At 55.7% G+C, this 20,650-nt stretch carries 20 protein-coding genes; 13 read left to right on the forward strand and 7 right to left on the reverse strand.

Annotation, left to right across the window (positions count from 1 at the left end):
* Positions 1-91: 91 nt before the first annotated feature.
* Positions 92-919 (reverse strand): 3'(2'),5'-bisphosphate nucleotidase CysQ, encoded by an 828-nt coding sequence (gene cysQ / locus AC3WMT_RS14615; protein ID WP_103304158.1) that lies wholly within the window; start codon positions 917-919, stop codon positions 92-94.
* 7 nt (positions 920-926) lie between these two features.
* Entirely contained in the window at positions 927-1,496 is a 570-nt protein-coding gene (nudE, locus tag AC3WMT_RS14620; protein WP_103304157.1) for an ADP compounds hydrolase NudE, read from the reverse strand.
* A gap of 88 nt (positions 1,497-1,584) precedes the next feature.
* Between nudE and yrfG the strand changes: the two genes are divergently transcribed.
* Complete coding sequence (yrfG, locus tag AC3WMT_RS14625) at positions 1,585-2,247, forward strand: GMP/IMP nucleotidase (protein WP_103304156.1); 663 nt, start codon at positions 1,585-1,587, stop codon at positions 2,245-2,247.
* A 115-nt stretch (positions 2,248-2,362) separates the two neighbouring features.
* Here the strand turns inward: yrfG and lysM are convergent, their stop codons facing one another.
* Positions 2,363-2,803: a peptidoglycan-binding protein LysM gene (lysM, locus tag AC3WMT_RS14630; protein ID WP_016986405.1), complete on the reverse strand. Its 441-nt coding sequence runs from the start codon at positions 2,801-2,803 to the stop codon at positions 2,363-2,365.
* A gap of 137 nt (positions 2,804-2,940) precedes the next feature.
* On the opposite strand from lysM, the gene AC3WMT_RS14635 reads away from it, so the two are divergent.
* From AC3WMT_RS14635 to AC3WMT_RS14650, 4 genes are all read left to right on the forward strand, one after another.
* A complete protein-coding gene (locus AC3WMT_RS14635; RefSeq protein ID WP_103304155.1) occupies positions 2,941-3,828 on the forward strand; it encodes a LysR family transcriptional regulator in 888 nt (295 codons plus the stop codon).
* A 92-nt stretch (positions 3,829-3,920) separates the two neighbouring features.
* Complete coding sequence (gene fdhD, locus AC3WMT_RS14640) at positions 3,921-4,760, forward strand: formate dehydrogenase accessory sulfurtransferase FdhD (protein ID WP_103304154.1); 840 nt, start codon at positions 3,921-3,923, stop codon at positions 4,758-4,760.
* Positions 4,757-7,105, forward strand: a complete 2,349-nt coding sequence (locus AC3WMT_RS14645) for an FdhF/YdeP family oxidoreductase (RefSeq protein ID WP_103304153.1) — start codon at positions 4,757-4,759, stop codon at positions 7,103-7,105. The genes fdhD and AC3WMT_RS14645 overlap by 4 nt, the downstream gene beginning before the upstream one ends.
* A gap of 390 nt (positions 7,106-7,495) precedes the next feature.
* Positions 7,496-7,978: a glycine zipper domain-containing protein gene (locus AC3WMT_RS14650; RefSeq protein WP_103304152.1), complete on the forward strand. Its 483-nt coding sequence runs from the start codon at positions 7,496-7,498 to the stop codon at positions 7,976-7,978.
* A gap of 55 nt (positions 7,979-8,033) precedes the next feature.
* Here the strand turns inward: AC3WMT_RS14650 and AC3WMT_RS14655 are convergent, their stop codons facing one another.
* From AC3WMT_RS14655 to AC3WMT_RS14670, 4 genes are all read right to left on the reverse strand, one after another.
* Positions 8,034-8,453: an acyl-CoA thioesterase gene (locus AC3WMT_RS14655; protein ID WP_103304151.1), complete on the reverse strand. Its 420-nt coding sequence runs from the start codon at positions 8,451-8,453 to the stop codon at positions 8,034-8,036.
* 104 nt (positions 8,454-8,557) lie between these two features.
* On the reverse strand, positions 8,558-9,781 hold the full coding sequence (locus AC3WMT_RS14660) for a 3-hydroxyacyl-CoA dehydrogenase (RefSeq protein ID WP_103304150.1): 1,224 nt from the start codon (positions 9,779-9,781) through the stop codon (positions 8,558-8,560).
* Positions 9,782-9,888: 107 nt separating this feature from the next.
* On the reverse strand, positions 9,889-11,817 hold the full coding sequence (locus tag AC3WMT_RS14665; RefSeq protein ID WP_103304149.1) for a RecQ family ATP-dependent DNA helicase: 1,929 nt from the start codon (positions 11,815-11,817) through the stop codon (positions 9,889-9,891).
* Between the two features lie 393 nt (positions 11,818-12,210).
* A complete protein-coding gene (locus AC3WMT_RS14670; RefSeq protein WP_103304148.1) occupies positions 12,211-12,714 on the reverse strand; it encodes a polysaccharide deacetylase in 504 nt (167 codons plus the stop codon).
* Between the two features lie 291 nt (positions 12,715-13,005).
* Here AC3WMT_RS14670 and AC3WMT_RS14675 point away from each other — a divergent pair, with 291 nt between their 5' ends.
* From AC3WMT_RS14675 to AC3WMT_RS14710, 8 genes are all read left to right on the forward strand, one after another.
* The gene (locus tag AC3WMT_RS14675; protein WP_103304147.1) at positions 13,006-13,293 is read left to right on the forward strand and encodes a hypothetical protein; all 288 of its coding nucleotides are present in this window, start codon (positions 13,006-13,008) and stop codon (positions 13,291-13,293) included.
* A gap of 97 nt (positions 13,294-13,390) precedes the next feature.
* The gene (locus AC3WMT_RS14680) at positions 13,391-14,533 is read left to right on the forward strand and encodes a hypothetical protein (protein ID WP_103304146.1); all 1,143 of its coding nucleotides are present in this window, start codon (positions 13,391-13,393) and stop codon (positions 14,531-14,533) included.
* A 47-nt stretch (positions 14,534-14,580) separates the two neighbouring features.
* Complete coding sequence (locus AC3WMT_RS14685; RefSeq protein ID WP_103304145.1) at positions 14,581-14,763, forward strand: antitoxin PaaA2 family protein; 183 nt, start codon at positions 14,581-14,583, stop codon at positions 14,761-14,763.
* 322 nt (positions 14,764-15,085) lie between these two features.
* On the forward strand, positions 15,086-15,385 hold the full coding sequence (locus tag AC3WMT_RS14690) for a hypothetical protein (RefSeq protein ID WP_103304144.1): 300 nt from the start codon (positions 15,086-15,088) through the stop codon (positions 15,383-15,385).
* A 177-nt stretch (positions 15,386-15,562) separates the two neighbouring features.
* Positions 15,563-15,724 (forward strand): YhfG family protein, encoded by a 162-nt coding sequence (locus AC3WMT_RS14695; RefSeq protein ID WP_256583542.1) that lies wholly within the window; start codon positions 15,563-15,565, stop codon positions 15,722-15,724.
* 171 nt (positions 15,725-15,895) lie between these two features.
* Entirely contained in the window at positions 15,896-16,390 is a 495-nt protein-coding gene (locus AC3WMT_RS14700; protein WP_100846585.1) for a helix-turn-helix domain-containing protein, read from the forward strand.
* Positions 16,387-17,652 (forward strand): type II toxin-antitoxin system HipA family toxin, encoded by a 1,266-nt coding sequence (locus AC3WMT_RS14705; RefSeq protein ID WP_103304143.1) that lies wholly within the window; start codon positions 16,387-16,389, stop codon positions 17,650-17,652. The genes AC3WMT_RS14700 and AC3WMT_RS14705 overlap by 4 nt, the downstream gene beginning before the upstream one ends.
* Before the next feature lie 408 nt (positions 17,653-18,060).
* The gene (locus AC3WMT_RS14710) at positions 18,061-20,643 is read left to right on the forward strand and encodes a DEAD/DEAH box helicase (RefSeq protein WP_103304142.1); all 2,583 of its coding nucleotides are present in this window, start codon (positions 18,061-18,063) and stop codon (positions 20,641-20,643) included.
* The last annotated feature ends 7 nt before the right edge of the window (positions 20,644-20,650 follow it).

Genomic DNA, 20,650 nt, shown 5'->3' on the forward strand with positions numbered 1-20,650 from the left:
AAGTCGGTGTATCCCTCCAATATCCCCCAATCGGCCCCCTCTCCCTCCGGGAGAGGGCTGGGGTGAGGGTCTGGCGTCAGGATCAGGCCACTTACCCCCGGGCCAACTCCAACAATCTCGCCCGCCACGCAGCCTTCGCCGGCAGCGCCAGAAAGAACTCGTTGCGCAGTGATTCCCGCGCCGGATAACAGAACGCATTACCGCGCAAATCCAACACTTCACCGCCCGCGCCTTCCAGCACACCCTGCGCCGCCGCCGTGTCCCACTGCGAAGTCGGCGCCAGTCGCGGATAGCAATCCGCCGCGCCCTCAGCCACCAGACAAAACTTCAACGAACTGCCGATATTCGCCAATTGCAGCTCACCCAGATTCGCACTCAATCCGGCCAGCAGGCGTTCCTGCTCGGGACTGGAATGTCGACGGCTGGCGACCACAGTGAACGCTTCACCTGGCCCAGGCACGTCACGCACTTGAATCGAAACCGGCGTGCCACCCTTATCGCAACGCCAGGCACCGAGCCCGCTACCACCGACATAGAAGCGACCATTAGTCGGCATCGACACCACGCCAAACACCACCCGACCGTGTTCGATCAGCGCGATATTGACGGTGAATTCTTCGCTGCCGCTGATGAACTCCTTGGTGCCATCCAGCGGATCCACCAGCCACCAGCGCTGCCAACCGGCCCGCACGCCTTGCGGGATATTGGCGTCCTCTTCGGACAGGATCGGAATGCTCGGATCGAGCGCTGTCAGTCCGGCGACGATCAGGTGGTGCGCCGCCAGATCGGCGGCGGTCACCGGCGAGTCATCGGACTTGGCCGTGACTTCAACGCCTGAGCGCCAGAACGGCAAAATCGCTTCGCCCGCGCGCAATGCCAGCTCAACTACCGGGGCCATCAACGGGTTGGGGAAATTCATCAAGTGCTCACTCATAACTGAAAACGCCGCGCTGACTCAGCAGATCACGGGTCAAATAAAGGGCCGCCAATGCGCGACCTTCGGAAAACTGCGGATTCTGCGCCAGCGCCGACAACTCGCGCAGACTGACCTTGTCGACGCGCATCGGCTCGGGCTCGTCGCCCTCCAGACGTTCCTCATAAAGATCAGTGGCCAGTACCACTTGAATCTTCTGGCTCATGTAGCCGGGTGACAACGACAGCTCGGTCAGATGCTCCAGTTGCCGCGCGCCGAAACCGGCTTCTTCCTTGAGCTCACGCTCGGCCGCCGCCAGCACATCCTCACCCGGCTCGATCAGGCCTTTGGGCAAGGACAATTCGTATTCGTCAGTGCCGCCGCAATACTCCTCGACCAACACTGCATGCTCGGCATCGAGCATCGCCACGATCATCACCGCGCCGTAGCCCGCACCTTTACCGACCAGACGCTCGTAGGTGCGCTCGACGCCATTGGAAAAACGCAGCTTCAGTTCTTCGACGCAAAACAGGCGACTGGTGGCGACGATCTCGCGGGCGAGTACGGTGGGTTTCTGGCGCATGCAAAGCTCCTTGGCGTGAACGCGCTACTATAACGCGGCTTTCCCGATTGTTTATGTCGGATATCTTTCTACCGCTCGAGACGTTGCCATGCCTTCATTACCCTGGTCCGACATCGATACCGTTCTGCTGGACATGGACGGCACGCTGCTGGATCTGCACTTCGACAACCATTTCTGGCTGGAACACCTGCCCCAGCGCTACGCCGAGCTGCACGGGGTAAGCCGGGCAATGGCGGAAATGGAGTTGCAGCCGCTGTTCGAGCGCCATGCCGGGCAATTGCAGTGGTACTGCCTGGACTTCTGGAGCACGGAGTTGAAGCTTTCGGTGCGCGAACTGAAGCAGGAAACCGCGCACCTGATCGCCTTGCGCCCGGATGCGGATACGTTTCTGGAGGCACTCAAACGGGCTGGCAAACGGGTGATCATGATCACCAACGCGCACCGTGATTCGTTGTCGTTGAAGCTGGAGCGGATTGAACTGGCGCCCTATTTCGAGCGTTTGATCAGCTCTCACGATTACGGCTTTCCGAAGGAGAACCCGCAGTTCTGGGATGCACTGCAAGCGGATATCCGCTTTGATCCGGCACGCAGCCTGTTTATCGACGACACTCTGCCGATCTTGCGCAGTGCGCGGGATTTCGGTGTGGCGCATTTGCTCGCGGTCAAAGAGCCGGACAGCCGCAAAGGCCCGAAAGACACGGCCGAATTTTCCGCGGTCGAGGATTACCGCGACCTCATCTGCAACCTATGAAAATCCATTGTGGCGAGGGGATTAATCCCCGATCGGCTGCACAGCAGTCGAAAAAAAGCAGGGGCCGCGACGTAGCCCATCGGGGATAAATCCCCTCGCCACAGGATCTTGCGGGTTACTCAGGAATACGCAGCGTCTGCCCCGGATAGATCTTGTTCACATCCTTGAGCATTGGCTTGTTGGCATCGAAAATCTTTTGGTACTTGTTGGCATCACCGTACACACGCAGCGAAATCGCGCTGAGGGTATCGCCCGATTTGACCACAACAAACTGTGCGGCAGTCACAACCGGCCCGCTCACGGTGATCTGGTCATCAACACTGCCAACCCCGGCAATGTTGCCCACCGCCAGCAGAATCTTCTCTTTCTCTTCCTGGCTCGCCACCTCACCGGTGACCGTCACCTTGTCGCCGTCCACTGTCGCCTGAACATTCGGATTGCCCAGTCCGACCTTGCTGATGTGTTCCTTCAACTGCTCGCTGGCATTGGCATTGCCCGGGGTCAGCAGATCGATCAGCTTTTCACCGGCTTCTTTCACAAAACTCAAAAGACTCATAGCGCACACTCCTTGATTTGGGTTCCAGACGTCCAAGCCTAGACCACGCCAGACAAACCCGGTTCCAAGCCGACCAATGACCCTGCCACCCCCAAGCGGTAGAATCGCCTACCCCGCCAACACCCTCCGGAGCGAAGATGGACATCAAGCAGCTGAAATTCCTCATCGCCCTCGACGAAACCCGCCACTTTGGCCAGGCCGCCGCGCGGTGTCACATCACCCAGCCAACGTTATCGATGCGCTTGCGCAGCCTCGAAGAAGAACTCGACCTGCCACTGGTCAACCGTGGCCAGCGTTTCGAAGGCTTCACCGCACCTGGTGAGCGCGTGCTGGCGTGGGCGCGGTCGGTGATGGCGGCTTATGACGGGTTGCACGCCGAGGCGGCGGCGTGTCGCGGCAACCTCATCGGCACACTGCGGCTTGGGGTGGTGCCGCTGTCGAGTTTCGATCCGTTACCGCTGATGCAACGCCTGTATGCCGCGCATCCGAACCTGCGCTTTGAAATGTCGGCGTTGAGCTCCGAGCAGATCCTTGAACACCTGGCGAACAACCGCATCGACTTGGGCGTTTCCTATCTCGATCGTCTCGACAACGAGCGCTTCGAATCATTGGCCTTCAGCGAAACGCGCATGGGTCTGCTCTACGATCAGCGCTCTTTCACCTTCGGCGAGGCGCCGTTGAGCTGGGAATCGCTGATCGAACTGCCGCTGGGCATGCTCACCAGTGGCATGCACTTTCGCCAGTCCATCGACCACAACTTCCACAGCCGGGGTCTGACCCCGCAGCCATTGCTGCAAACCGATGCTGTCCATCAATTGTTACAAGCCGTGCATGGAGGCTTTTGCTGCGCGATCATGCCACTGGACGGCGGCCTGGAAAAACTCACCGATCACCTGCGCCTGCAGCCCATCGAAAACGCGCAAACCCTTGCGCCATTGGGGCTGATCATGCGCCGTGGTGCGCCGCGTTCAGCACTGGCCGAGGCCTGTTTCGCCCTGTATCAAAAATCGCCAGGCGATTCTTGATCGACGGCATCTATCGGTAGATCAACATTAGCGATTAGACGCGACATCTTGCCGCGCCTAGTCTTAACGTTGATCAAACCGTCGGTGATGCCATGAACGCCAAGCGCCCAGCCTGCGCGGCGCCAGCACTCGAAACGCCCGCGCCCGCCGCCAGCCAGACCTACAGTTACAGCGATTTACCCCTTGTGGAATCGGCCAGCACCGCGCTGGCCGAGGAAGTCGCGCTGGCGATCGCTTACAACGGCATCAGTCAGGCCGTGATGCTGGTAACGCCGACCGACCTTGAGGACTTCATCGTCGGTTTCAGCCTCGGCAGCGGCATCATCGAGGACGCCAGCGACATTTATGACCTGCAATTGACCGGCGCAGGCTCAGCGCAATACGCGCAAGTGACGATTGCCAACCGCGCCTTCTGGAATCTCAAGACCCAGCGTCGGCAACTGGCCGGCACCAGCGGTTGCGGCCTGTGCGGCGTCGAAGCCGTGGAACAGGCGCTGCCCGACCTTAAGGTATTGCCGGGTGCGCCGTTGCCACCGATTGCCTGGCTTGACGGTTTGCGCCAGCGCATCGGCGCCTTCCAGCCGCTCGGTCAGCATTGCGGCGCGGTACATGCAGCGGTGTTCATGGACGCCAGCGGCGAATTGCTGCTGGGCCGAGAAGACATTGGCCGGCACAACGCCCTCGACAAACTGATCGGCGGGCTGATCCGCCAGAAGATATCTACAGACGGCGGCCTGGCGATTGTCACCAGCCGTTGCAGCCTCGAATTGATCCAGAAAGTCTTGCGCGCCGGCATCCAGACCCTGGTCAGCCTGTCCGCGCCGACCGGCCTTGCCGTGCAATGGGCCCGGCGACACAACCTCAATCTCATCCACCTGCCGCAGAAAAGTGCGCCGCGGGTGTATAGCCCCGCGATGGAGAATCAAGCGTGAGCCAACATCATCAAGCCGACCAGAAACCTGTCCCGCGCTACAAGCCCTACAAAGGCGCAGCTGGCGGCTGGGGCGCGCTGATCAGCGTGGCTCAGGCCTGGTTGACCAGCGACAACGCGCTGAAAAACCTGCGCATGATGCTCAAGACCAACCAGAACGGCGGCTTCGACTGCCCGGGTTGCGCGTGGGGCGATTCGCCGGAAAGCGGTATGGTCAAGTTCTGCGAGAACGGCGCCAAAGCGGTGAACTGGGAAGCGACCAAGCGCCGCGTCGATGCCAAATTCTTCGCCAAGCACAGCGTCACTTCGCTGCTGGAACAGAGCGATTACTGGCTGGAGTATCAGGGTCGCCTGACCGAGCCGATGGTTTACGACGCCGAGACTGATCGCTATAAGCCGATCGCTTGGGACGACGCCTACGCGCTGATCGGCAAACACCTGCAAGGCTTGTCGAGCCCGGATCAGGCCGAGTTCTACACCTCGGGCCGCGCCAGCAACGAAGCGGCGTACCTCTATCAACTGTTCGTGCGCGCCTACGGCACCAACAACTTCCCTGACTGCTCGAACATGTGCCACGAGGCCAGCGGTGTTGCACTGGCGCAAAGTGTCGGCGTCGGCAAAGGCACCGTGACCTTCGACGACTTCGAACACGCTGACGCGATTTTCGTCTGGGGCCAGAACCCCGGCACTAACCACCCGCGGATGCTCGAACCGCTGCGCGAAGCAGTGAAACGTGGCGCTCAGGTGGTGTGCGTCAACCCACTGAAAGAGCGCGGCCTGGAACGTTTCCAGCACCCGCAACACCCGATCGAAATGCTCACCAACGGCGACAAGCCGACCAACACCGCCTACTTCCGCCCGGCACTGGGCGGCGACATGGCCGTGCTGCGCGGCATGGCCAAATTCCTCCTGCAGTGGGAGCGTGATGCGCAGAAGGCCGGCACCCCGGCGGTGTTCGACCATGACTTCCTCAACGCCCACAGCGCCAATGTGCTGGAGTACCTCGGCGTCGTCGACGATACGCCGTGGGAGCAGATCGTCACGCAGTCCGGCCTGACCCTCGTGGAGATCGAACAAGCCGCACGCATGTACGCCAAAGGCAAAAACGTGATCATGTGCTGGGCGATGGGCATCACCCAGCACCGCCATTCGGTGCCGACCATTCAGGAAATCGCCAACCTGATGCTGCTGCGCGGCAACATCGGCAAGCCAGGCGCGGGCCTGTGCCCGGTGCGCGGCCACAGTAACGTGCAGGGCGACCGCACGATGGGCATCAACGAGCGTCCGCCCGTGGCGTTCCTTGATTCGCTGGAACGGCGCTTCCAGTTCAAGGTGCCGCGTCACAACGGCCACAACGTGGTCGAGGCGATCCATGCGATGGCCGAGGGCCGCGCCAAAGTCTTTATCGGTCTGGGCGGCAACTTCGCCCAAGCCACGCCGGACAGCCCACGCACGTTCGCGGCACTGAGCAATTGCGACCTGACCGTGCAGATCAGCACCAAACTCAACCGCAGCCACCTGGCTCACGGCAAAGACGCGCTGATCCTGCCGTGCCTCGGGCGTACCGACATCGACATCCAGACCGAAGGCCCGCAAGCGGTCACCGTGGAAGACTCGTTCAGCATGGTCCACGCCTCCAACGGTCAGTTGCAGCCACTGTCGAACCAGATGCGCTCGGAACCGTCGATCATCGCCGGCATCGCCGCCGCTACCCTGGGCAGCAAACCGGTGGACTGGAACTGGCTGGTGGCCGATTACGGGCGTATCCGCGAACTGATTGCCGACACCATCCCGAACTTCAAGGAGTTCAACGAGAAGATCAAGAACCCGGGCGGCTTCTACCTCGGCAACAGCGCCGGCGCACGCAAGTGGAATACGCCGTCAGGCCGCGCCAATTTCCGTGCGAACCTGCTGCCGAAAGATCTGGTCCACGAACGCACCCGCGCCACCGGACAGTTGCCGGATCTGATCCTGCAATCGATGCGCTCCCACGATCAGTACAACACCACGATTTATGGCCTCGACGATCGTTATCGCGGGGTCAAAGGCCAGCGCGACGTGCTGTTCGCCAACGAGGCCGACATCATTCGCCTGGGCTTCCGGCCGGGGCAGAAGGCTGACATCGTGTCGATCTGGGATGATGGTCGTGAGCGTCGGGTGAAGGGTTTCACGTTGTTGGCGTTTGATATCCCTGCAGGGCAGGCCGCTGCGTACTACCCGGAAGTGAACCCGCTGGTGCCGCTGGAAAGCACCGGGGATGGCAGCCATACACCGACGTCGAAGTTCATTGCGATCCGCTTGGAAGCGGCGAGTGAGACTGGGTTGATCATGGCCAAGTCGGCCTGACACACACGGACCACTGTGGCGAGGGAGCTTGCTCCCGCTGGAGGCCGAAGGACTCCTGTTTGTTGATCGTTCCCACGCTCCGCGTGGGAACGCAGACCGGGACGCTCCGCGCCCCAATAGCAGACGCTGAGCGTCCAAGGATGCATAACCACGCAGAGCGTGGTTACGATCAGCTCTTGTTTTTGCGTTTCCATCGCCCACAAAAAAGGCCGCTTTTTCACAAAAGTGGCCTGTCCGAAGTAGCTAAAGACCGGCGAAAATCGGTTAAGTTCCGCATAAAAAACAGTAACTTGCACAATTGTATACAAGTCGTGTTATTCGTCGGATTTTGATTGTCAGCCTTGTTCCACAGCCTCAGGATCGGCGCCGTCATCCCTTTGAGGCTCATCTATGAAGTTCTCCTCGATTCTCTTGTTGTCCCTTGGCCTGGTCAGTGGCTTCGCTTCTGCCGGAGGCACCACCGAAGCAGGTGTGGGCGGCGCATTGGGCGGGGTTCTTGGCTCGGTCGTCGGTCAGTCTTTAGGCGGCAATACAGGTTCCACCATCGGCGCAGCCCTGGGCGGCGCGGGTGGTAGTGCGGTCGGCGCAGACAAACGCAGCCGTGGCGAAGCCGCCATTGGCGGTGCGTTGGGCGCGGCCGGCGGTAACGTAGTCGGCCGCAGCATGGGCGGCACCACCGGCAGCCTGATCGGCTCCGCAGCAGGTGGCGGTGCCGGTGGCGCGCTGGGCAACTACATGGGCAACAAGAGCGATGACGACGATCGTCGCTATGATCGCGGCCGTGACGACCGTCGCTATTATCGCGACGACCACCGTGGTCGCGGCCATGCCTATGGCCATCGCAAGCATCACAAGTACTATCGCCACCGTTAAGGCGAATGCTTGAACAAAAATCGCAGCCCTCGGGCTGCGATTTTTTTTGCCTTTTTCACACCACCAACCGTTCCAGCGCTGCGCGTAACCCGGCAGGAATCGGCACCGGTTGATTGCTCGCACGATCAACAAACACATGGACGAAACGCCCGGCCGCACAAGCCTCGCTTTCGCCAACCTTGAACACCGCCAGTTCGTATTGCACCGAACTATTGCCCAGCTTGCCGACCCGTAGGCCGATCTCGATCAGATCCGGAAAAGCGATCGAGGCAAAGTAATCGCACGCCGAACTGACCACAAAACCGACCACCTCGCCATCATGAATATCCAGCCCGCCAACCTGAATCAGGTAGGTGTTCACGGCGGTGTCGAAGAAACTGTAATAAGTGACGTTGTTAACGTGGCCGTACGCGTCGTTGTCGTGCCAGCGTGTGGTGATGGGCTGGAAGTGCGGATAGTCAGTGCGTTGGTTCATGCGTAGTTCTCGTATTGATCGTTCTAACGCTGACCGTGAGAACGACCACTTTACCTGTGGGAGCGGGCTTGCCCGCGAAGGCGCTGATACAGGCGCCACTTCATTCAACGGTCAGCAAACCCCTTGCCTTGCGCCGCCAACTCAGCAATCAACCGCGCCGGCGTCCAGTGATCACCCTGCCGCGTCTCCAGCGCCAGCAAACGCTGATGAATATCCGCCAGCCCCTGCTGATCCGCCCACGCCATCGGTCCACCCTTGTCCGCCGGGAAGCCATAACCGTTCAGATACACCAGATCAATGTCATGGGCCGACTCGGCGATGCCTTCCTGCAGAATCTTCGCGCCTTCGTTAACCAGCGCCAGGAGGCAACGCTCAAGAATCTCTTCCGGGCCGATCTCACGACGCTGAAAACCCAGCCCCGCGCTGATCTGCAACACCAGTGCATCCACTTCAGGATCACGCTCTGCCTGACGACTGCCCGGCTCGTAGTGGTAATAACCATTGCCCGATTTCTGACCAAACCGGCCCATCTCGCACAAGCGGTTATCCACTTGGACCTCCGGTGCATCCTGGCCCTTGCCAGCCAGCTCACGCGCACGCCACTCCAGATCAATGCCGACCACGTCGTACATGCGAAACGGCCCCATCGCAAAACCGAACCCCTGCAACGCCGCATCCACCTGCTGTGGATAAGCGCCTTCGAGCAGCATCTTGCGCGCCTCCAGTACATACGGATGCAGCATGCGGTTGCCGATAAAGCCGTGGCAGTTGCCCGACACCACACTGACTTTGCCCATGCGCTTGCCAAGCGCCAAAGCCGCTTGTAATACCGCAGGCGAAGTTCGCGCGCCACGAACGATTTCGAGCAGTTTCATGATGTGCGCCGGGCTGAAGAAATGCAGACCCAGCACTTGCTTGGGACGCTGGGTAGCCGCCGCGATCGCATCAATATCCAGCGCTGAGGTGTTGCTCGCCAACACCGCTTCAGGCTTGAGCACGCCATCCAGTTCACGGAAGATTTTCTGTTTGAGCTCAAGGTTTTCGTACACCGCCTCGATCACCAGATCGACATTACGGATCGCCACGTAATCCGGCGCTGCGCTGATCCGGGCGAGACGCGCATCGGCTTCGGCCTGATCAATACGACCCTGACGTACGTTGTGTGCGTACGTATCGGCCACGGTCGCGAGCGCCTGCGCCAGCATCTGTGGATTGTTATCCACCCATTGCACCGTCACGCCGGCATTGGCCAGGCACATGACAATGCCCCGGCCCATGGTGCCTGCACCGATTACCGCCGCCTGCTGAATATCGAATGTCTGGCTCATGTTGTTCTCTTGTTGGCGATCCAAAGACTGGTCTCACCATAGTCAGCCATCGACGGTTTTTGAAGTTTATTACCGTGATGATCGACATTCAGCGGATGGATGCAACCTCAAAGGTGTTCCTGGGCCCACCCACGCACCTCGGCATACGGATACTCCTCCAACGTCGCATACCCGGAAATCGCCCGCGCCTTGAGCTTGGTGAACAGCGGCACACTGATGCCGCACAGAAACCGCGTCAATCGCTCCGCTGTCGGCACACTGCCCGTGTGCTGCTCATGCCTGTGGATAAATTCACCGCACAGGGCTGCGAAGTTTTTATCCACAAGCGCCGGTAGTTCCGGAGGTGCTGGTAAACGAGCAATCTGTCCGTGACACACCGAGCAATGCCCACAACGCTCGGGGGCATCGTGATCGCCGAAATACTCCGCCAGTCGATAACCCAGGCAGCGTTCAGTGGTGAACACGTCAAGCATCGCGTGAATCCGAGCGACTTCGGTCTGTTCGTGGCGAGTGAAGTAATCGTGCAGCTCGCCACTCAACACATCACTGTCAAAGTCGCTGTGCAGCAAGCTGTAGACCTCGGTCATCTGCTTGCTCTCAAGCTCGACCCAGCCCTTCTCCTGAAAGTAATCCAGCGCCTTCACCACCCGATTGCGCTCAGCCGAATATTGCGTGTACATCGCCTCGAAACTGACCGTGGCCCAGGTACGCGCACGGCTCGACGTCTGGATGATCGCCGCAACGAAGTCCCGGCGCTCACCCTCGAAACGCTCGAGCAATGCCTCGGGTTCGAGCAAATACTTGAAGCGGTATTCGGCGTAATACGCATAGCGCGGCGCGATCAGACCACGCAGCTCCAGTTGCACCAGCAAGGTCTTCAGCGGTAACGCGCGTATGTTGCTCTGATCCGCCAGCGGACCAAGCAGAAACTCCCATTGCCCTTCCGGTGCCGAGGCCTTCAACTCATCGAGCACATAACGAATGCCGTCACGCTCCGGCGTGTCACCGTAGACAAAGTTTTCCAGCACGTTGAGGCTGTCACGATTGGCCAGCACGAGGCAGTCCGACGGTTCTCCATCACGCCCCGCACGGCCGATTTCCTGGCTGTAGTTTTCGATGGATTTGGGCAGATCGAAGTGCACCACATTGCGGATGTCGCTCTTGTCGATGCCCATGCCGAAGGCGATGGTCGCAACGATGCAATTGGACTGCCCGGCCATGAAGCGCTTCTGGATGGCCTCGCGCTTATCGTGGGGCAGACCGGCGTGATAGGCCTCGGCCTGAATGCCGTTGCGCTCCAGATGTTCGGCGATGTGTTCAGCGGTTTTTTGCAAGGTCACGTAGACAATGCTCGGCTGACCCGGCCGTTCGGCCATCCACTCCACCAGCCGCCGACGCTTGTCCTGGCCACGCACCGGCTCCACCAGCAGATTGAGGTTGGGCCGATAGAAACCGGTCGTCACCACATCCTCGGCGGCAATAGAGAATTTCGCCTGCATGTCGGCGATGACTTGCGGGGTTGCCGTGGCCGTCAGCAGCAAGGTCTGCGGGATGTTGAACTGACGCTGATAGTCCGGCAACTTGAGGTAGTCGGGGCGGAAATTGTGTCCCCACTCCGAGATGCAATGCGCCTCATCCACCACCAGCAACGAGATCGGCACCTGCTGCAAGAAATTGCGGAAGCGCTCGTTCTTCAAACGCTCCACCGAGATCATCAGGATCTTCAATTCACCCGAACGGGCGCGGGCCATCACGTCATTGGCATCCTCGCGGCTCTGCGCCGAATCGATGCTGCCGGCCGAAATGCCGTGGCGTTGCAGAAATGCCAATTGATCCTGCATCAACGCCAGCAGCGGCGAGACCACCAGCGTCAGGTTCGGCAGCATCAGCGCCGGCAATTGATAACAGAGGGACTTGCCGGAACCGGTGGGGAAAATCGCGGCTGCCGAACGCCCGGCCAGTACCGCACTGATCGCTGTTTCTTGTCCGGGGCGAAACTGTGGATAACCAAAAACCTGTTCCAGGGTGTTGTGCATTCGCTGTCACTCCTTTGACTGCTGCCATGCCAACAGCCTAGCGGGCGATCGCAGCGAGTCGAGAAAAGGTCGGGGCCAAATCGATTCGGAATGATACAGCCCCTGACGCTGGGTCACAGGCTGAAACAAACGCCACAATTTGTTTATCGCGGTCTTTTCCGGCATCGCGATAAAGTCCCACCCACTGTTTCGCCCGCATCACGCCCGGACGGCGGATGCGTGAAAAATTCTCAAAGGAATGATCATGCACTCTAGATTGAAGCTAATACTCGCCCTCACCCTCTCCGCCCTGCTGCTAGGCGGATGCATGCGGTTTCCAGACGAACTTCCCCAACTCGCGGCCGGTGCGACGATGCAGGCAGCCGCTGTGGCCTAGACGTCAATCAGCAGAGGTCACGGCAGCAGTACGGCCACTCGCAACTGCTCGTTCAATGCCTGTTCATGCACACTCTGGCTTCTACTTGCCCAAAGTGCATGGGCCGGGCTGATGTCGCCAGTGAACGCCGCCGCCAACTGCCGCAGGTCAGCGACGCTGCGCACCTGAGGGCAAAAGGGTTGTTCGCCACAGTCCTGACTGGCGTTGCGATAAGTGCTCAGCAGGTGATCCCACAAACCGTCGCGCACTTGCCGGATCGACTTGAGTTGCACTTGCGGCACACCCAACCGTTGTTTCAGACCTGACTCATCGAGCGCTTCGCTGGCGAGCAGAGCTTTGCCGAACATCAGCACTTCGGCGCGCGAGGCCGTGTCGACGTTCGCCGGGCTGGTGAGCGCCTCCGGCCAACCGGTTCGATCCAGATGATCGAGAACCAGCGCGTTATCCAGGTCAACCGCCATTACTACACGGCAACCACTGGCCCACAGCACCACAATCAAGGCCATTCGTAGCCACTGCATACCTAATTCCCTTTATACGCGTATAGGACGTCTGGAAACGTCCCACAGATTCTGGCGCGCACCATACAGAGGTTTGTTCAGAAGCGCCTGACAAACCCGTAGGAAAATTCCGAGCTAAGGGTTTTGCCTTGAAAAGCCCATGAAAACACGTAGGGCAAATACCCGAACACCGGAAAAACCCCTACGAACTCTGTCCATTGCAGCCGTCTTGTCCCACAGCCCGATGCCCTCCTATAGTGGCCGACGCGACTGAATCGCACCGTAGCGACTTCTCAAAGGACAGCCTAATCCATGAACTCACTGCACCCGCCCCTCAACCGCTACCGCCGTTTGAAAACCAGTTACAGCGAGAATCCGGTGCTGGTCATCGACACGGACGCCTGCCATGAAGACTTGCTGGATGCCGCACAGCAACGTCTGTGCGCTGCCAGCAATCTGTTGGAAACTCTTTACTGTTTGTGTTTCCAACAAGCAGACGTCAAAGACATCCCGAACATTGTTCAGGCGCTTTACTTATTGACTCAAGACGGTTGCGAACTACTGGAAGTTGCAAAACTTAAAATCGCCCAGCGCAATTAAACCCAACAACCAACAAATCTCGAAACAACCCACTTCTTTGCCTTTTAAAAGAACAATACTACGTTGACTGCTCTTTCATTAAACAAGAGCAATAAACATGACTGTTTTAACTATCTTTTTTTGCGGTACGGGTTCCAACAAGTTTGACACCACCCATGAAAACTTCTGGAACGGCGAATTGATCTCCACCTTGGCCGCAAACCATTCCGGTCGCGAGTTTGCCGAATGGATCGTGGTCGATGGGCCGGGCAGCGGCAACCTGCAAGCGGATGACCTGTTTACCAAAACCAAGGAGTACGGTCTCAGCGGCACGTTGTTCGGCAAGGGCTGGGAAGAAAACGTACAGCACGCGCTGAATATCATCAAAGGAAAATGCGACTGGCAACGCGAACAACTGACCGAAGCCGAATACAACCGCCTCAAAGCCGCCGGCATTCCCATTGAAGATGTCAAAGCCGAGGGCTCGTGGTTTTGGCGCAAGTACAACTATGGCGACCGCAGCATCACCCAACAGAAGTTGCAGGAGGGCATTATCAAGACGTTCCGCAAAGACGGTGTTATTCCCACCCGCGTCAACCTGGTGGGCTGGAGCCGAGGCGGTGTAAGTTGCCATATGCTGGCCAATGCAATGTTGAAAGATACTCAACTTAAAAATATTCCGGTGAACATCTTTGCCCTGGACCCCGTTCCGGGAATCGGTAACTTCCAGGAAGATCGGGTCAAACTCGGCAGCAACGTCAAAGAATACATCGCCTTCTACGCCCGCGATGAACGCTCCAAAGGCTTCAGCTGCGTCATCCCGCAAACCGCCACCGGCACCAAAACCTGCATCTATCCCATGGCCGGCCGTCACGCGACCATGGCCGGCAACGCCACCGCCGACGGCGGCGTCCCTGTCAGCGCCAGTGACCTGAAAACCCTGGTGGAACCGGGCCGCGTCGTCCGTCATTTCGCCGAAGCCTGCCTCAAGCGCTGGGGCGTGCAACTGAACAAAACCCTGAATCTGACCGCGACCGATCTGAAGACCCTCACCGACGGCATCGTCCGCGATGAGGCCCGGTACAAACGGATGCACAACATTTCCTACACTTACTTCACCGAACTGGATAAAGGCGAGCGCTACGTGTCTTTAGGCAGCAAAGGCGTACCGTTCTCGGCGGTGAAAGGCTCGATCTACACCCCTGCGACGGGGCTGACGACCAGTGTGCTGGATGTGGCGGCGTATCGGGTTATTGGCTGAGGCGGAGCGGCGACCGATAGGTTTTTAACCAAGAAGGAAATAGAACGATGAACAGTACGAGCGGTGAATCGGAACAGGCTAGCGACGAGGAAACCTACGAGGCATGGTTCATCCGGCAGGTCCAAGCCAGCATTGATGATCCTCGGCCAAGCATTTCCGATGAAGTAAGCAGGAAACTGATGGCAGATAAACGCGCTCGTTTAAGACGTCTGAAGGATTGTCAGCAATGACCTATTGAATCTACGTCCTGTTCCTACAAGGACAGACTCCTTGTCTTCTATCGCCGTCGTGTAGCTCGTCTCTATAGTCGTGACTGTCGCTGCCAAATCAGCGGCTCGGGCTTGGTCACCCGTATTAGATGTGCATTCACAGTCGTTGTATGCTGCTGGCGCTTTTTTGTGTCAGCACGCTTTATGGCGGCTGTGTTCGGGACACCTTCGGGTGTGCCGGTTGTGAATGCCTCATCGGTTGACCAACCCGAACGCAGTCCGCCACCTATCGCTTGGTCACGGTGGGTGCGGATTCTCATGACGCATAACGAGGCAAAAAATAATGAAATCATGGAATCAATTCACCACCGATCGCTACCGCCCACTCGAATCCAACCTCACTGACACCAAGCCCCTGATCATCGACACAACGGCCAATCCACAAGACATCCTCGAATGCGCCGTCCAGCGCCTGCGCGCTTCAAGCGATCTGCTAAAAACCCTCTATTGCCTCAGCTTCAAACAAGCCGACGTCGAAGACATCCCCCACATCACCCACGCCCTCTATCTGCTGACGCAGGATGGCTGTGACCTGCTGCAAGTCGCACAGCAGCAGATGCTCAACTGGAAGGCTCCAGCCTGAAATCGAGTGATCGTATCGCTCTTATGCACTCTGTGAGAGCGATCAAAAGAACGGTAATCAAACATGGGAGCAACCATGAGCAAATTCTTTGATGGGCTGATGGAAAGCGTTATCGAGATGGACGAGATCTTACGCAAAAAGTATCGCGATTCAGACTCGAATGCTGATACGAGCGTTTTGACGTTTCAGCAAAAGCAGGCCCATTACGACAAGGTTCGCCGATCAAACTATTTGGCCAGCCTACACATTGAAGGTTTTGAAACCACCCCTGCCGATGCTGAAAAGCCACTTTCCTCACGTATGCAGGTTCTCGAAAAGTACCGGCAAAAACCGGGCTGACTAGAGGAAGCGCTAACGTTCAAGTGGCAGTATTCTAGCTATATGAACCGAAAACAGATGGAATAATGCCACTTAACTTCGTTTTTCACGGATCTTACGGCAAACAGTATCCTTCATCTTAAGTGCTATTATTCTGGCAGTTAAGGTTAAAAAATGAAGGAATACTGCCACATGGCCAAGAAAACAGCGCCGCTCTTGCCCTCTACTGCTCGACTTTTGGTCGACCTTGGTGAACGACTGAAGCTGGCTCGCCTACGCCGCAAATTGACGGCCAAGCAGGTCGCCGAAAGATCAGGCATGTCGCTGACAACCTTGCGCCATCTGGAGTCCGGAGGCTCAGGCGTAACCATCGGGGCCTACTTGTCGGTCATGCAAGTGCTGGGGCTGGAAAAGGACCTGAACAAACTGGCTGCAGCCGATGAAATGGGTCGCCAATTGCAGGATGCGCAGTTAATGCCTGCAACACGATCCGCAGCGAAAAAGCCCCAGCGAGTACGAGCAGTCAGTGCGGCAAAAAAGGGCGCATCCGAACACGTCGAGACTTCAAACGTTATCGATGCCGCCACTACCACGAAAATTCCGGCTGACTTCCCATTCAACACACACTCACTCTCCAGCCTTTTGAACAAGAAGAAAAAGGCCGGCCCCCCAACAGGTGAAGAATGACGCTGATTGCTGTTTATGCAGACTGGGAATCCTTGAAAGGCGCCAGACGCCTCGGATTTCTACACGCAAGGAAAACACGCAACACCAACGTGTTCGAATTTGAGTACGACCCTAAGGCGTTGGCCGATCCCGAGTTGAGTTCCATAACTCTAGACCCGCGCATCGGCCCCTTCGAAGGCCGCCAATTCCCCGGCGAACATCAGAGCCGCTTTGGCGTCTTTGCAGACTCAAGCCCCGATCGTTGGGGCCAACTGCTGATGAAACGCCGCTTGGAAAGGGACATTCGCGACGGCTTGCTTCCCAGCAACAGCAAGTTGTTTGAATCCGATTACCTGCTTGGCGTCCACGACCTATTCCGTGTCGGCGCCCTTCGCTACAAACTCAATGACGAAGGCAAATTCCTCGACGACCGCGACGGCGTTGCCGCCCCACCCTTTGTCGAGCTACGCGCGTTAGAGCAGGCAAGTCTCGCCCTGGAAAACGATAGGGACAACACAGCCACCGAGGGCCGCGAATGGCTAAGAATGCTCATCGCACCTGGCGGCTCGCTGGGCGGCGCCAGACCGAAAGCCAGCGTCGTCGACGAGTTCGGCCAACTGTGGATCGCCAAATTCCCAAGTACGAGAGATGACTACGATGTTGGTGGTTGGGAATTTGTAGTAAACGCTTTGGCGGTCAACTGTGGACTACGTGTTGCGACCGGCATGGCCCGACGCTACGCAAGCGATCACCACTGCTTCCTGGTGAAGCGTTTCGACCGAACCGCGCGCGGCGGCCGACATCACTTCGCATCAGCCATGACCATGACCAACCGCGTCGACGGCGACGACGCCTCAACCGGCGCCAGCTATCTAGAGTTGGCGGAAGTCATCATGGAACACGGCTCGGAACCCAACACCGACCTCCGCGAACTCTGGTCGCGAATCGTCTTCAACATCCTGGTCTCCAACACCGACGACCACCTGCGAAACCATGGTTTTATTCTGGATCCTGGTCGGGGGTGGCGGTTGTCGGCAGCGTATGACATGAATCCGGTGGCGCATGCGGATGGGTTGAAGCTGAACATCACGGACTCTGACAACGCCTTGGATTTGGAGTTGGCGAGGGAAGTGGCGGAGTATTTTCGAGTTAGCCGCTCGGATGCTGAAAGCATCATTAAGCATCTTCAAGAAGTGGTTAGCCAATGGCCGAGATTGGCCGCGGCAATTGGGTTGTCCAGGCAAGAACAGGAAACCATGATGCCTGCATTCAAGAATTGGTGATCTTGATACGAATAGTCGAGCATTCAATTCTATGTAATCCAGATAAAACCTTACGAGTACTTCTAGCCTGAAGAGAAAATACAACCACACTCCTACCAAATACCGCGTCATTAGCTCCATCAGCGATACTGATTGATCATGGCGCGAGCCCTCTCGATCAAACCGCCAGATCACTCATAACGCCAATGGAGCCGATGAATTGACGCTTAACGTGCTCGCGGGAAGAATAATTTCGAATTGGATTTGAGAAAACCGAAATCTATAACTACCTTTAGTCTTAGGAATCAGTCCATCAAGCTTAGCTTTGAATCTTACTGACATTTGAAAAGTGCACTGAAGGTAAATCCACCGAATCATCCATCAGACTTCTGACTTTAATTTAAACCGTTAGCAAAATGGAATTTTGAAATGGCATTTAAAAAACAAACAAATGTAACGCTTTCAGTTACGACGCCTGAGTCAATGCTACATGATATAAGAACAAAAAAGATCGAAGGTCCTTTAGCGAGACAAGCTGATGTTTGGAGGGAATATACAGACAAAGCGCTAGAAAAACCGGACGTAGCTATAAGACTTCCTACCGGCAGTGGGAAAACCTTAGTTGGAATTGTGCTTGCTGAATGGCGCCGGAGAAAATTTCAAGATAGAGTCGTATATTTGTGCCCAACAAATCAATTAGTACACCAAGTAGTCAAACAAGCCCGTGACATTTATGGAATTGAAGTCGCTGAATTCACCGGCGCCAAACAAGACTATTCATTTGAGTCAAAGAATTCGTATCGACGAATCGAAAAAATCGCCATTACATCCTATAGCGCCCTATTCAATACAAACCCGTTCTTTGAAAACCCGGACGTAATAATCCTAGATGACGCCCACTCCTGCGAAAACTATATCTCTTCAATGTTCTCCCTGCTTATCGACAGAAAAAACAACTCGAGCACTTACAACGCTCTAGTAACTTTGCTCGACGGCCACAAAGACACACCCAATCTAACAAGAGCTCAAAGAGAACTAGACCTTCAATCTCTTAGCTGGCTGGAAAAAATACCTACAACTACATTCTACAAGTTAAAAGATCAAATCATAAATCTATTAGATATCGAAACAACGGACAACTCATTATATTATCCATGGTCATTATTAAGAGATCATATTCAAGCCTGCCACTGCTATATTTCAGCAACTCAAATTTTAATTAGACCAATAATTCCTCCAACCCATACCCACGTTCCTTTTAGTAACGCAAAGCAAAGAATTTACATGTCAGCCACCTTGGGGAATGGCGGAGATCTAGAGCGGATAACTGGCAGAGCTAATATTTATAGATTGACTCCAGAATCTCAAACTGATGAACAAGGCATAGGAAGACGCTTCTTTATCTTCCCTGAAGTTTCACATGATGAGACCAAGACAGAAGACTTGATCGAGAAATCTTTATCTATCTTTGGTAGAGCTTTGTTTATAACGCCTAGCGACAGAGCAACCGAAGACAGGAAGCAAAAGATACAAAAACTTGGGAAATACACACTATTCGGTGCAAAAGAGATCGAGGCATCAAAAGAGGATTTTACAAGCTGTACCTTTGCAGCTGCCGTAATTGCAAATAGATATGACGGCATGGATTTCCCTCATGACGAATGTCGTCTGCTAGTGTTAGAGGGACTTCCAAAGTCTGCCAACTTACAAGAAAAGTTCTTAATGTCAAAAATGGGATGTGGCGTACTATTAAATGATCGAATTCAAACTAGGATCGTACAAGCTGTAGGACGCTGCACTAGGGCCAATAGTGATTACGCGGCTGTTGTTGTAAAAGGCAACGAATGGTTAGATTATTTGCTAACAAAGGATAACACCCAATATCTTCATCCTGAAATACAAGCTGAAATTGACTTTGGAGAATTTCAATCATCTGCGGAGATCTCTGACATAGTGGAAAATCTCCTAGCATTTAGATCTCAAAATGATGATTGGGTTGAAGCGAACGATTCCATCGTTCAAAACAGGAGTAGTAAAACTCGCAAAATTCCCCTAGAAATGGCGGAGCTAGAAAAGTCAGTGGCGTTTGAAATCAAATACTTAAATCATCTATGGAGGGCTGATTATCTTTCTGCATTTGATGAATGTAGGAATATCTTGGGAGTAATAAAACACCCTAACTTAAAGGGGTACAGGGCATTATGGAATTATCTTGCTGGTTCGTGCCTGAGCATGGCATTCGAAGCAAAACAGATTTCTGAAGATACTAGTAAGGATTACTACGCAGAAGCCATGAAAGCGACCATGGCTATTCTATGGCTTGTAGATCTAGCAAAATCCGCCGGAGTAGAACTATCTCAATTCAACACCCAAGATCCTTACCTTCCCAAAACAGTTGAGCGCCTAGAAAATCACCTGCTTAGTTTTGGCGTAAAAAATAACAGTCGATTCAATAGAAAACATTCCGAAATAATAAGTGCCTTGGCAAGTTCGGAAGCACAAAAATTTGAACAAGGTCAATTTGAATTAGGATTAATGCTTGGCTGCGAGGCAGGTAACACTGAACTCAGAGCAGCACCAGATCCTTGGTGGCTGCTTAGCAATGACTTGTGCATCGTATTCGAAGATCATACAAACGCTACTAATGATGTTCTGTCAGTGGAGAAAGCACGACAGGTATTTTGTCACGACAACTGGATTAGAGAAAATGTGGGTGGTGTACACGAAGGGACGGAGATAATAAAAGTACTGATTACGCCCGTGAACTACGTATCGCCCGGAGGGGTTGAACACTTAAAAGATGTTTTCATCTTGAAGCCTGACGCATTCAGGGATTGGGCCGCCCGCGCACTAGGAACCATAATTGAGATTAGAAAATCCTTAAGACAAGAAGGCGACCTAGATTGGCGGGCCCAAACAATGGCTACATTAGAGGCGCAACAATTAACTCCTCTTTCGATAAGAGATTTTTTCAAAACTAGAAAAGCTCAAAGCGAGTTAAAAGAACAATAGTTCCCTC

Source organism: Pseudomonas sp. FW305-7 (assembly GCF_058786735.1).

Coding starts and splice junctions, on each gene's coding strand:
- AC3WMT_RS14670 (WP_103304148.1), bottom strand. CDS start 12,714: ATGCAGTGGCTACGAATGGCCTTGATTGTGGTGCTGTGGGCCAGTGGT.
- AC3WMT_RS14690 (WP_103304144.1), top strand. CDS start 15,086: ATGAAATCATGGAATCAATTCACCACCGATCGCTACCGCCCACTCGAA.
- AC3WMT_RS14705 (WP_103304143.1), top strand. CDS start 16,387: ATGACGCTGATTGCTGTTTATGCAGACTGGGAATCCTTGAAAGGCGCC.
- AC3WMT_RS14680 (WP_103304146.1), top strand. CDS start 13,391: ATGACTGTTTTAACTATCTTTTTTTGCGGTACGGGTTCCAACAAGTTT.
- AC3WMT_RS14700 (WP_100846585.1), top strand. CDS start 15,896: ATGGCCAAGAAAACAGCGCCGCTCTTGCCCTCTACTGCTCGACTTTTG.
- AC3WMT_RS14710 (WP_103304142.1), top strand. CDS start 18,061: ATGGCATTTAAAAAACAAACAAATGTAACGCTTTCAGTTACGACGCCT.
- AC3WMT_RS14660 (WP_103304150.1), bottom strand. CDS start 9,781: ATGAGCCAGACATTCGATATTCAGCAGGCGGCGGTAATCGGTGCAGGC.
- fdhD (WP_103304154.1), top strand. CDS start 3,921: ATGAACGCCAAGCGCCCAGCCTGCGCGGCGCCAGCACTCGAAACGCCC.
- AC3WMT_RS14650 (WP_103304152.1), top strand. CDS start 7,496: ATGAAGTTCTCCTCGATTCTCTTGTTGTCCCTTGGCCTGGTCAGTGGC.
- AC3WMT_RS14655 (WP_103304151.1), bottom strand. CDS start 8,453: ATGAACCAACGCACTGACTATCCGCACTTCCAGCCCATCACCACACGC.
- nudE (WP_103304157.1), bottom strand. CDS start 1,496: ATGCGCCAGAAACCCACCGTACTCGCCCGCGAGATCGTCGCCACCAGT.
- lysM (WP_016986405.1), bottom strand. CDS start 2,803: ATGAGTCTTTTGAGTTTTGTGAAAGAAGCCGGTGAAAAGCTGATCGAT.
- cysQ (WP_103304158.1), bottom strand. CDS start 919: ATGAATTTCCCCAACCCGTTGATGGCCCCGGTAGTTGAGCTGGCATTG.
- AC3WMT_RS14665 (WP_103304149.1), bottom strand. CDS start 11,817: ATGCACAACACCCTGGAACAGGTTTTTGGTTATCCACAGTTTCGCCCC.
- AC3WMT_RS14635 (WP_103304155.1), top strand. CDS start 2,941: ATGGACATCAAGCAGCTGAAATTCCTCATCGCCCTCGACGAAACCCGC.
- AC3WMT_RS14675 (WP_103304147.1), top strand. CDS start 13,006: ATGAACTCACTGCACCCGCCCCTCAACCGCTACCGCCGTTTGAAAACC.
- AC3WMT_RS14685 (WP_103304145.1), top strand. CDS start 14,581: ATGAACAGTACGAGCGGTGAATCGGAACAGGCTAGCGACGAGGAAACC.
- yrfG (WP_103304156.1), top strand. CDS start 1,585: ATGCCTTCATTACCCTGGTCCGACATCGATACCGTTCTGCTGGACATG.